1 protein-coding gene and 1 pseudogene are annotated in these 13,174 nt (G+C 63.0%); both read left to right on the top strand.

What is annotated here, in order from left to right:
• Positions 1–56: 56 nt before the first annotated feature.
• On the top strand, positions 57–13,073 hold the full coding sequence (locus ACI514_RS13160) for an amino acid adenylation domain-containing protein (RefSeq protein ID WP_405124017.1): 13,017 nt from the start codon (positions 57–59) through the stop codon (positions 13,071–13,073).
• Positions 13,070–13,165 (top strand): annotated as a pseudogene (locus ACI514_RS13155) (hypothetical protein); the annotation flags it as partial. The gene ACI514_RS13160 and the pseudogene ACI514_RS13155, both read left to right, overlap by 4 nt.
• Between the last annotated feature and the right edge of the window lie 9 nt (positions 13,166–13,174).

Raw genomic sequence — 13,174 nt, 5'->3', positions numbered from 1 at the left:
CTGCACGGACTCGCTGCTGCGCGCTCCTTTTTTCCGTATTTACAGCAGGTTACCTCATGCATTTCAGCGAACTGATGGCTGTTATTTCCACCCATGCGATCCGCCTTCAACAGGAAGATGAAGACCTGGTCATTCTGGGCAGCGACGACGCGCTGGATGACGCGTTGTGGGACAGCCTTTCGGCGCACAAGGCGCAACTGCTGGAGCTAGTAGCCCAACATGGCGGCGACTGGCTGAGCCCGGCCTTTCGCATTACCCCGGACATGCTGCCGCTGGTGACGCTGAATCAGCACACCCTTGACCGCATCGTTGCCACGGTGCCGGGTGGCGCGGCCAACGTGCAGGACATTTATCCGCTGTCGGCGTTGCAGGAAGGCATGCTGTACCACCATCTTTCGGCCGCTGCCGGTGACCCTTACATCTCGCAGGCGCGCTTCGTGTTCGACAGCCAGCAACGGCTGGACGCCTTCGCCGACGCGCTGCGTTGGGTGGTCAAACGTCACGACATCCTGCGCACCTCGTTTGTCTGGGAATACCTCGACGAGGCGGTGCAAGTGGTCTGGCGCGAGGCGCCGCTGCTGTGTGAGGAAATCAACGTCGACAGTGGTGCCGACGTACTAACGCAATTGCTCGAACGTCACGATCCGCAGCACTTTCGTCTGGACATGCAGCAAGCGCCCTTGCTGCGCATGGTCTACGCGCAGGATCCTGCTCAGGGCCGCGTGGTCGCGCTGTTGCTGTTTCATCACATGATCATGGATCACGTGGCGCTGGACGTACTGCGCCGGGAAATTCAGGCCTGTCTGCTCGGGCAGACTGCGCAAGTGCCAGCGGCGGTGCCGTATCGTGATCACTTGGCCAAGGCCCGCAGTGCGGGCAACGAGCAGGCACAGGAAGCGTTTTTCCGCGAGATGCTCGCCGATATCGACGAGCCGACGCTGCCGTGTGGTTTGCAGGATGTGCAGGGTGACGGCCATGCTATCGAGGAGTCTTCGTTGATGCTCGACAGCCGCTTGAGCCGGCAGTTGCGCGAGCAGGCGCGGCAGCTCGGCGTGAGCGTCGCGAGCCTGACGCATCTGGCGCTGGCGCGGGTGCTCGGGCAATTGTCCGGGCGCACAGCGATAGTGTTCGGCACTGTACTGCTGGGGCGGATGGACGCGGGCGAGGGCGGTGAGCAGGCGTTGGGGATGTTCATCAACACCTTGCCGCTGCGCGTTGATGTCGGTGAGCAAAGCGTGCGCGCCGGGGTCCTGGCGACCCATCGGCGGCTGACCGCGTTGCTGGCGCACGAGCAAGCCTCGCTGGCTTTGGCGCAACGCTGCAGCGCCGTCGCGGTGCCGACGCCGCTGTTCAGCGCGATCCTCAACTACCGGCACAGCAGCGTCGAAGAAGTCGCTGATGTGGTCGACATTGCTCCCGGTGTGCAGGTATTGGGTGCCCGCGAGCGCACCAACTACCCGCTGACCATCAACATCGATGACCTCGGCGCAGATTTGCGCATTACCGCGCTGGCAGATGCGGCGCTGGGTGCCGAGCGCATGGCCGCGTACCTGAATACGGCGCTGGAAAGTCTGCTCGCGGCCCTGCAAACCAGCGCCGATGTGCCGCTGCAAGAGCTGAAAATCCTCCCCGCCAGCGAACGCGAACACCTGCTGTACGGCAGCAATTTGCCGCTGTCGCAGTTCCCCGACACCCCGCTGATCCACCAGCAATTTGAAATCCATGCACAGGCCCGCCCGGACGCCACGGCGCTGATCTTCGAAGGGCAGACGCTCAGCTACGGCGAGCTCAACCGCCGCGCCAATCAGGTCGCCCACCATTTGCTGGCGCTGAACATTCGCCCTGACGACCGTGTCGCCATCTGCGTCGAGCGTGGCCCGCAAATGATCATCGGCCTGCTTGGCGTGCTCAAGGCAGGCGCCGGTTATGTGCCGATCGATCCGGCCTATCCGCTCGACAGAATCAGTTTCACCTTGCAGGACAGCGCCCTGGCGGCGGTTCTCATGCAGGCGGCGACCCGCGATCGCGTGGCCGCTCTCGATGTGCCGCAGATCGACCTCGGCAGCGCTCACCTCAAGGCCGAACTCGACAGCAATCCGCAGATCCCCGAGCTGACCCCGGCGCATCTGGCGTACGTGATCTACACCTCCGGCTCCACCGGTTTGCCCAAAGGCGTGATGGTCGAGCACCGCAACGTGGCGCGGCTGTTTTCTGCCACCCATGACTGGTTCCAGTTCAACCAGCAAGACATCGGGGTGCTGTTCCATTCCTTCGCGTTCGACTTCTCGGTGTGGGAAATCTGGGGTGCATTGGCGTTCGGCGGGCAATTGCTGCTGGTCCCGCAAGCCGTCAGCCGCTCGCCGGACGACTGCTATGCACTGCTCTGCGAAACCGGCGTCACGGTGCTCAACCAGACGCCGAGCGCATTCCGCCAACTGATCGCCGCTCAGGGCCGCAGCACCTTGCAGCATTCCTTGCGGGAAGTGGTTTTCGGCGGCGAAGCGCTGGAGCCTGGGCTGCTCAAGCCGTGGTACGCGCGGGTCGGCAATGCCGGAACGCGGCTGGTGAACATGTATGGCATCACCGAAACCACGGTGCACGTGACCTATCGGCCGTTGCAGGCCGCCGACGCGCAATTGCTCGGCGTCAGCCCGATTGGCGTGCGCATTCCCGACCTGCAACTGTATGTCCTCGATGCGCAGCGTGAACCGGTCCCCGTCGGCGTGATCGGTGAGCTATATGTCGGTGGCGCCGGGGTGGCGCGCGGTTATCTGAATCGCGAAGCGCTGACGGCGGAGCGTTTTATCAATGATCCGTTTGGCGCAAATGCCGAGGCGCGGTTGTATAAAACCGGCGACCTTGCGCGCTGGGCCGCTGATGGCAACCTCGAATATCTGGGGCGCAACGACGATCAGGTGAAAATTCGCGGTTTCCGCATTGAGCTGGGTGAGATCGAGGCGCGCCTGTCTACCTGCGAAGGTGTACGCGAAGCCGTGGTGATCGCCCGTGAGGACAGCCCCGGTGATCAGCGTCTGGTTGCCTACTGGCTGGCTGACGCCGATGCCGCGCCTGATGTGGCGCAATTGCGTGATCATTTGCTGGCGACGCTGGCTGACTACATGGTGCCAAGCGCCTTCGTGCGCCTGGACGCTTTTCCGCTGACTACCAATGGCAAGCTCGACCGCAAAGCCTTGCCGGCACCGGACAGCGAGGCCTTCGCCCGGCGTGGTTTCGAAGCGCCGGTCGGAGCAGTAGAGAATCTGATCGCCGGTCTCTGGCAGACATTGCTTGGTGTCGAGCAGGTCGGCCGCCATGACAATTTCTTCGAGCTCGGTGGTCACTCGCTGTTGGCAGTGAAGCTGATCGAACGCATGCGCCAACAGGATCTGCACTGTGACGTGCGCGTACTGTTCGGTCAGCCGAGCGTGGCAGCGCTGGCAGCGACCTTGAGCAGCGAACGTGCCATCGTTGTCCCGGACAACCTGATCGAACCGGGTTGCACGCGCATTACTCCGGCCATGTTGCCGCTGGCCAATCTCGATCAGGCCGCGATCGACCGTGTCGTTGCAACCGTGCCGGGTGGTATCGCCAATGTGCAGGACATCTATGCTCTAGCGCCGTTGCAGGCGGGGATTCTCTATCACCACTTGGCAACCAGCGCCGGAGACCCGTATGTGTTGCAGGCGCAATTCGCCTTCGACGGTCTGGCACAGATCAAAACCTTCGTCCGCGCCTTGAACGGCGTGATCAAACGCCATGACATTCTGCGCACCGGCGTGGTCTGGGAGGGGCTTGAGGAAGCCGTGCAAGTGGTCTGGCGCGAGGCGCCACTCGCGCTGGAACGCGTCGATGCCGATGACCTCGACGGCGACGTGCTCGAGCAGATGCAGGCGCGTTTCGATCCACGCCACTATCGTCTGGACCTCAATCGCGCGCCGCTGATGCGTTTTGTCTACACCGAAGATCAGCCGCACAACCGGTGGGTCGGCATTCTCCTGATGCACCATATCGTCCTCGATCACACCGCGCTGGACGTGCTGGTGGCGGAAATGAGCGACGTCATGCTCGGCTGCAGCAGCGACCTGCCGCCGCCGGTGCAGTACCGCCACTTTGTCGCGCAGGCGCGCCTTGGCGCCGATGATCAGGCGCATGAGGCGTTCTTCCGCGAAATGCTTGCCGACATTGACGAGCCGACCGTGGCCTTCGGTTTGCAGGACGTGCACGGCGACGGCAGCGATATCCTCGACAGTCATGCCGAGCTGGACGTCGGCCTCGGCGAACGCCTGCGCGAGCAGGCGCGGCGCCTGGGTGTCAGCGTGGCCAGTCTGGTGCATCAGGCCTGGGCTCAGGTGTTGGCGCAGGTGTCCGGCCAGCAGGATGTGGTGTTTGGCACGGTATTGCTCGGACGCATGCAGGGTGGGGAGGGCGCTGATCGGGCGCTGGGCATGTTCATCAACACCTTGCCGCTGCGTGTCAGCGTCGGTACTGAATCGGTAGAACTCGGCGTGCGTGCCACCCATGCACGTCTGGCGCAATTGCTCGGCCATGAGCAAGCTTCGTTGGCGCTGGCCCAGCGTTGCAGTGGTGTCGCCGGTTCGCAGACGCTGTTCAGCACCTTGCTCAACTACCGCCACAGTGCGCCGGAGTCGGCCGCTGTAACGTGGGATGGCGTGCAGATTCTCAGTTCGCGCGAGCGCAGCAATTATCCGCTGGTGGTCAGTGTCGACGACCTTGGCGAAGGGTTCCGCTTGAGCGTACAAGCCGTGCCTCAGGTGGATGGCGCGCGGGTCTGCGACTTCTTGCAAACCGCGTTGCACAGCCTGGTCACAGCACTGGAGTACACGCCAACGGCGCCGTTGCAGCAGCTATCGATCGTGTCGCCGGGCGAGCGGCAGCGTGTGCTGGTTGGTTTCAACATCAGCGGTCGTGAATACCCGTCCGCGCAGACAGTGCCGCGGCTCTTTGAAGCGCAAGTCTTGGCGTATCCCGAAGCATTGGCGGTGGTGCAGGGTGAGCGACAGTTCAGCTACCGCGAACTGAATCAGCGCGCCAATCGTCTCGCTCATCACTTGATCGGCCTCGGCGTGCAAACCGATGACCGAGTCGCGCTGTGCCTGCGTCGCGGCCCGAACATGCTTGTTGGAATGCTGGCGATTCTCAAGGCCGGCGCGGGTTACGTGCCGATCGATCCTGATTATCCGCGAGAACGCATCGCCTACCTGTTGCAGGACAGCGACCCGATTGCGGTACTGGCGCAGGCATCGACGCGCGACCTGCTCGGCGCTGTACCGGTGATTGATCTGGATGCCAGCGAGTGGCGGCACCTGCCTGACGACAATCCGCAACGGCCGGGACTGACCCCGGAAAATCTGGCCTACGTGATCTACACCTCGGGTTCCACCGGGCAGCCGAAAGGCGTGATGGTCGAGCACCGCACTCTGGAAAACCTCGTGCACTGGCACGCTGAAGCCTTCGATCTGCATGCCGGCAGCCACACCGCCAGCGTCGCCGGTTGCGGTTTCGATGCCATGGCCTGGGAAGTCTGGCCCGCGCTGTGCGTCGGCGCGACCGTGCACCTGCCACCGCCCGCGATCGGTAATGAACACCTTGATGAACTCCTCGAATGGTGGCGCGCGCAGCCGTTGCAGGTGAGCTTTCTGCCGACCCCGGTGGCCGAATATGCCTTCAGTCGCGGGCTGGGCCATCCGACCCTGCGCACGCTGCTGATCGGGGGCGACAAGTTGCGCCAGTTCCCACGGGATCAGACCTTCGACGTCATGAATAACTACGGCCCGACCGAAGCCACGGTGGTGGTGACGTCCGGGCGCATTGAGCCCGGGCGGGTTTTGCACATTGGCCGGCCGATTGCCAATGCCAAAGTCTATTTGCTGGACCGCCAGCAACAGCCGGTGCCGACCGGTGTGCAGGGTGAGTTGTACGTCGGGGGTGCCGGGGTCGCACGCGGCTATCTGAATCGCCCGGAACTGACCGCTGAACAATTTCTCGACGACCCGTTCAGCGACGAGCCGCACGCACGGATGTACCGCACCGGTGACCTCGCGCGTTGGCTGGCGGACGGCAATATCGAATACCTGGGACGCAATGACGATCAGGTGAAACTACGCGGTGTACGGATTGAACTGGGTGAAATCGAGGCGGTGCTGAGTACCCACGATGCGGTTCGCGAGTGCGTGGTGCTGGTGCGCGACGGACGATTGGTCGCCTGGTTCACTGAGATCGAGTCGGTCGAGATCAGCGACTTGCACCAGCATCTGCAAACGCGACTGCCCGACACTTTAGTGCCGGCGGCTTACGTGCGACTGGACAGCCTGCCGCTGACCGCACACGGCAAACTCGACCGTAAGGCCTTGCCCGAACCGGATCAGGATGCGTGGCTCAGCCATGAATATGAAGCGCCGCAAGGCCCGGTCGAGATCGCGTTGGCACAGATCTGGGCCGACGTGCTCAATATCGAGCAGATCGGCCGCCACGACAATTTCTTCGAACTGGGCGGCCATTCGCTTTTGGCGGTTAGCCTGATCGAACGCATGCGTCAGGTCGGTCTGAGCGCCGATGTGCGCGTGCTGTTCAATCAGCCGAACCTGGCCGCGCTGGCACGGGCCTTGGGCAGTGGACGGGAAATCGAGGTGCCGGCCAATCTGATTCCGATCGGTTGCACGCACATCACACCGGACATGCTGACCCTGACCACACTCGATCAGGCCAGCATCGAACGCATCGTCGCCACGGTGCCGGGCGGCGCCGCCAATGTGCAGGATATCTATCCACTGGCGCCGTTGCAGGAAGGCATTCTTTATCACCACCTCAGCGCCGAGCAGGGCGATCCGTATCTGCTGCAATCACGTCTGGCCTTCGACAGCCTCGAGCGTTTACAAACCTTCGCCACGCATTTGCAGCAGGTCATCGCCCGTCACGACATTCTGCGCACCAGCGTGGTCTGGGAAGGCTTGCCCAACCCACAGCAAGTGGTGTGGCGCGAGGCGCAGATGGTCGTCCAGCAAGTGTCACTTGATGCACAGGACGGCGATATTCTCGAACAGTTGCACGCGCGTTTCGATGCCCGGCATTTCCGCCTCGACCTCAATCAGGCACCGCTGATTCGCATGGTCTACGCCGAGGATCCGGCGCAACAGCAAGTCGTCGCCATCGTGCTGTTCCATCACTCGATTCTCGACCACACGGCCATGGACGTGATCGGCCGGGAAATGCACACGCTGATGTTCGATCAACTCGACACGCTGACGCCGCCGATGCCGTACCGCAACTACGTGGCGCAGGCCCGCCTGGGCGCCGACGAGCAGGAACATGAAGCGTTCTTCCGCGAGATGCTCAGCGATATCGACGAGCCGACCTTGCCCTTCGGCCTGCAGGATGTTCAGGGCGATGGGCGGGGCATCGAAGAAGCGCTGCAAGCGGTCGATGCCGGTCTCAATCTGCGCCTGCGTGAACAGGCGCGACAGTTGGGTGTCAGCCCGGCGAGCCTGATGCACATGGCCTGGGCGCAGGTCTTGGGCGTGGTCTCCGGACGCCGTGACGTGGTCTTCGGCACGGTGTTGATGGGGCGCATGCAGGGTGGTGAGGGTGCCGACCGCACGCTGGGGGTGTTCATCAATACCTTGCCGCTGCGCGTCGATCTCGCTGAAGGCGTGCGTGCCGGGGTGAAAACCACCCATGCGCGGCTGACGGCGCTGCTCGCTCATGAACATGCATCGCTGGCGCTGGCTCAACGATGCAGTGGCATGGTCGGTTCCGCGCCGCTGTTCAGCGCGTTGCTTAACTATCGACACAGTGCCGCCGAGCAACAGCCGCAGGACGGCCAGGGCATCTGGCAAGGCGTGCGCATGCTTGGCGGCGAGGAGCGCAGCAATTATCCGCTGACCCTGTCGGTGGATGATCTGGGCGAAGGTTTTGTCCTCGACGTGCTGGCGGTCGCCGAGATTGGTGCGCAACGGATCTGCAGTTACATGCACACCGCACTCGAACATCTGGTGACGGCACTGGAAGAGGCGCCGCAATGTCCGCTCAACCGTTTGCCAGTGCTTTCGGTGGCCGAGTACGAGCACTTGCTGGTCGGCTTCAACCAGCACTCAGCGGCTTATCCGCGTGGCGCGACGATTCAGAGCATGGTCGAGGCGCAGGCCGAGCAGCAGCCGGACGCACTGGCGGTGGTGCAGGGCACGCAGCACCTCACCTACGTGCAGCTCAATCAGCGCGCCAATCGCCTGGCCCATCACTTGCTCGGGCTTGGCGTGCAGCCCGATGACCGCGTCGCCGTGTGCCTGCGCCGTGGCCCGGAGATGCTCGTCGCGTTGCTGGCGATCCTCAAGGCCGGCGCCGGTTATGTGCCGGTCGACCCGGCGTACCCGGCGGAACGCATCGCGTATCTGTTGCAGGACAGCGCGCCGATGACGGTACTGGCGCAGGCTGCGACGGCTGATTTGCTCGGCGCCGTGCCGTTGATTGATCTGGACCGTCCCACTTGGCAGCACTTGTCCGAGAGCAATCCGCAATTACCGACGCTGACCCCGGCGCATCTGGCTTATGTGATTTACACCTCGGGTTCTACCGGCCAGCCGAAAGGCGTGATGGTCGAACACGCAACACTGGAAAACCTGGTGCACTGGCACTGCGAGGCGTTTGACCTGCGCGCCGGCAGCCACACGTCGAGCGTCGCCGGTTTCGGTTTTGATGCGATGGCGTGGGAGGTCTGGCCGGCGCTGTGTGTCGGCGCGACCCTGCACCTGCCGCCGCAAACGGTGAGCAACGAGCACCTCGATGAGTTGCTGGAATGGTGGCGTGCGCAGCCGTTGCAGGTGAGTTTCCTGCCGACTCCGGTGGCCGAATACGCGTTCAGTCGCGACCTCGGCCACCCGACTTTGCGTACGCTGTTGATCGGTGGCGACAAACTGCGCCAGTTCCCCCGCGAGCAGACCTTCGCGGTGATCAATAACTACGGCCCGACCGAAGCCACGGTGGTTGCCACCTCCGGCGCGGTCGAGTCCGGGCAGGTGCTGCATATCGGCCGGCCGATGGCCAACGCGAAAATTTACCTGCTTGACGACCAGCAGCGCCCGGTACCAATCGGCGTCGCGGGCGAGTTGTATGTCGGCGGTGCCGGCGTGGCGCGCGGTTATCTGCATCGCCCCGAGCTGACTGCCGAACGCTTCCTCGACGACCCGTTCAGCGACGAACCGCAGGCGCGCATGTACCGCACCGGCGACCTCGCGCGCTGGCTCGCCGACGGCACAATCGAGTATCTGGGACGCAACGATGATCAGGTGAAACTACGCGGTGTGCGCATCGAGCTGGGCGAAATCGAAGCGGCGTTGAGCAGTCACGCGGCCGTGCAGGATTGCGTGGTGCTGGTGCGCGACGGGCAGTTGCTGGCGTGGTTTACCGAACGCCTGAGCGTCGACATCGAGGATCTGCGCAGTCATCTGCAAACGCAATTGCCGCAAGCCCTGGTGCCCGCCGCTTACGTGCGCCTGCCAGCACTGCCGCTGACCGCCAACGGCAAGCTCGACCGCAAGGCGTTGCCGGAGCCGGATCAAACGGCGTGGCTGAGCCGCGAATACGCCGCGCCACAAGGTTCGGTGGAAATCGCCCTGGCGCAGATCTGGTCGGACGTCTTGAACGTTGAACAGGTCGGGCGTCACGATAACTTCTTCGAATTGGGCGGGCATTCGTTGCTGGCGGTGACGCTGATCGAACGCATGCGGCAGGTCGATCTGAGCACGGACGTGCGCGTGCTGTTCAGCCAGCCGACATTGGCCGCGCTGGCGGCAGCGGTGGGCAGCGGGCGCGAGGTTGCGGTACCGGAGAATCTGATTGCGACCGATTTCACGCACATCACCCCGGACATGCTGCCGCTGGTGCAACTGAATCAGGCCAGCATCGAACGCATCGTCGCTACGGTGCCGGGTGGCGCGGCCAATGTGCAGGATATTTATCCGCTGGCGCCGTTGCAGGAGGGGATTCTGTATCACCACCTCAGCGCCGTGAAAGGCGATCCGTATCTGCTGCAATCGTGTCTGGCGTTCGACAGTATCGAACGTTTTCAAGGGTTCGCTGCGGCGCTGCGTCAAGTCATGGCGCGCCACGATATCCTGCGCACTTCGATAGTCTGGCAAGGCCTTGCGGCGCCGGTGCAAGTGGTCTGGCGTCAGGCGGAGTTGCCGGTACAAGCTGTGGCGCTGGAGCCTGCGCAGGGAGAGGCCATCGATCAACTGCGGGCGCGCTTCGATGCGCGGCACTGGCGTCTGGAACTTGATCGGGCACCGTTGCTGCGTTTGGTGTATGCCCTCGATCCGGACAATCAGCGTGTCGTCGCCATGCTGTTGTTCCATCACATTGCCATGGACCACACCGCGCTGGCGGTGGTCAGCGAAGAAATGCAGGCGATTTTGCGCGGTGATGAACGATTGCCTGTGCCCGCAGTGCCGTACCGCAATTATGTCGCGCAGACCCGCCTTGGCGTCAGCGAACAAGAGCACGAAGTGTTCTTCCGCGAAATGCTCGGCGACATCGACGAACCGACGCTCCCATTCGGCTTGCAGGACGTGCACGGCGACGGCAATGACATCGAGGAAGTCTGCCAGCCGCTGCCTGCTGCGGTGGCACAGCGGCTGCGCAGTCAGGCGCGTTTGCTCGGTGTCAGCGTCGCCAGTCTGTTCCATCTCGCCTGGGCGCGGGTGCTGGCGGTAACGTCCAGTCAGGAACGCGTGGTCTTTGGCACCGTGTTACTCGGGCGCATGCAGGGCGGCGCGGGCGCGGATCGCGGCTTGGGCATGTTCATCAACACCTTGCCATTGCGCGTGGATGTCGACGAAAGCAACGTGCGCGCCGGGGTCAAGGCGACCCATGCGCGGCTCAGTGCACTGTTGGCCCACGAACATGCTTCACTGGCACTGGCCCAGCGTTGCAGTGGTATCGCGGCACCGTCGCCACTGTTCAGCGCGATGCTCAATTACCGGCATAGCGACAGTGAAACTCAGCAAAATACCAAGCGTGAGGCCTGGCAAGGCATCGAATCGCTGACCGGCGAGGAACGGACCAATTACCCGTTGACCCTCAACGTCGACGATCTGGGCAGTGGCTTCCAACTGACAGTGATGACGCCGTCGCGCATTGGTGCGGCACGCGTCGGTCAGTACATGCACAACGCGCTGATCGCACTGGTTGCAGCGCTGGAACAAACACCACTGCAACCGTTGAACCGCTTGATGGTGTTGCCGGAGGAGGAGCGGCAGGCGTTGCTGTTCGGCCTCAACGACACCAACGTTGATTACGACTTGCAGCAGACGCTGCACGGCTTGTTCGAGGCGCAGGTGCAGCGTACGCCAGAGGCTGTGGCCGTCGTCGCCGGCGAACACGCATTGAGCTACACGCAGCTGAACGAACGCGCCAATCGCTTGGCCCTGCACTTGATCAGCCTTGGCGTGCAAGTGGATTCACGGGTGGCGATCTGCGTTGAACGCAGCCTGGAAATGGTCATCGGTCTGCTGGCGATCAACAAGGCCGGCGCTGGTTATGTGCCGCTCGATCCGGCCTATCCGCCGGAGCGCCTGGCCTACATGCTCGAGGACAGCGCGCCGGCCGTGGTGCTGGTGCACGGCGCGACCCGCGCGCTGTTGGGAGATATCTCGGCACCGGTAATCGACCTCGACCAGAACACTTGGCAATCCTTGTCTGCCGAAAATCCACAGATCCCGGCGCTGACGCCACAACACAGCGCCTACGTGATCTACACCTCCGGCTCGACCGGCCAACCGAAAGGCGTGGTCAACGAGCATGCTGGTGTAGTCAACCGCTTGCTGTGGATGCAGGACGCCTATCGCCTGAGCGCAGCCGATTCGGTATTGCAGAAAACCCCGTTCAGTTTCGACGTGTCGGTGTGGGAGTTCTTCTGGCCGCTGATGACCGGCGCGCGACTGGTCATGGCGCGGCCCGGCGGACACAAGGATCCGCAATACCTCACTGAGGTGATCGAAACCGAAAACATCACCACGCTGCACTTTGTGCCGTCGATGCTCGACGTGTTCCTCGCCAACAGCGACACCACACGCTGCGAGAGCGTGCGGCAGGTGATGTGCAGCGGCGAGGCGTTGCCGGGCAGTCTGGTGCGACGTTTCAAACTGCAATTGCCGGGCAGTGGTTTGCACAACCTCTACGGCCCGACCGAAGCCGCCGTCGATGTCACCGCATGGGACTGCACCGGATCCATCGAGCAGACCCCGGACAACACACCGATCGGCAAACCGATTGCCAACACCCGCCTGTACATCCTCGATGCGCAGCAGCAACCGGTGCCGCAAGGCGTGGTCGGCGAGTTGTACATCGCTGGCGTGCAGGTGGCGCGCGGGTATCTGAACCGACCGCAGCTGACGGCCGAACGCTTCCTCGAGGATCCGTTTCATCCGCACGGGCGCATGTACCGCACTGGCGACGTCGCGCGCTATCGGCCGGACGGCAATATCGAGTACCTGGGGCGTAACGATGATCAGGTGAAGATCCGCGGCCTGCGTATTGAACTGGGCGAAATTCAGGCACGCCTGGCCCAGATCGAAGGTGTGCAGGAAGCCGTGGTGGTCGCTCGCGAAGAGGTGCCCGGCGACAAACGTCTGGTCGCGTATTACACCGGTGAACGCCTGGAAATCGACGTGCTGCACGCCCAACTGTTGGAAAATTTGCCGGATTACATGGTGCCTGCGGTGTTTGTCCATCTCGACGCTTTGCCGCTGAGCCCCAACGGCAAACTCGACCGCAAGGCCCTGCCGGCGCCGGACCGGCAAGCGCTGGAAACCCGCGAATACGAAGCCCCGGTCGGCGACGTCGAAATCACCCTCGCACGGCTCTGGGCCGAACTGCTCAACGTCGAGCGGGTAGGGCGTCACGATCACTTTTTTGAACTGGGTGGTCACTCATTACTGGCGGTCAGTCTGATCGGCCGGTTACGTCAGGAAGGCATGGAAGCCGATGTCAGGGCGTTGTTCGAACAACCGACCCTGGCCGGCTACGCCGCAATTACCGAAAGAATGGAGATCGTCCTGTGAATGTGCTGGAACTGTTGGCAACCCTGAAGGCAAAAGACATTCAGTTGGCGGTGACCGATGAGCAATTGCGCGTCAACGGCAACAAGCAGGCATTGAGCGAT

Origin of the sequence: Pseudomonas sp. M20, assembly GCF_045037865.1 — a bacterium.
GTDB lineage: Bacteria > Pseudomonadota > Gammaproteobacteria > Pseudomonadales > Pseudomonadaceae > Aquipseudomonas.
Note: the sequence above shows the minus strand (reverse complement) of the source record. Positions and strands in the feature narration are given on the sequence as shown.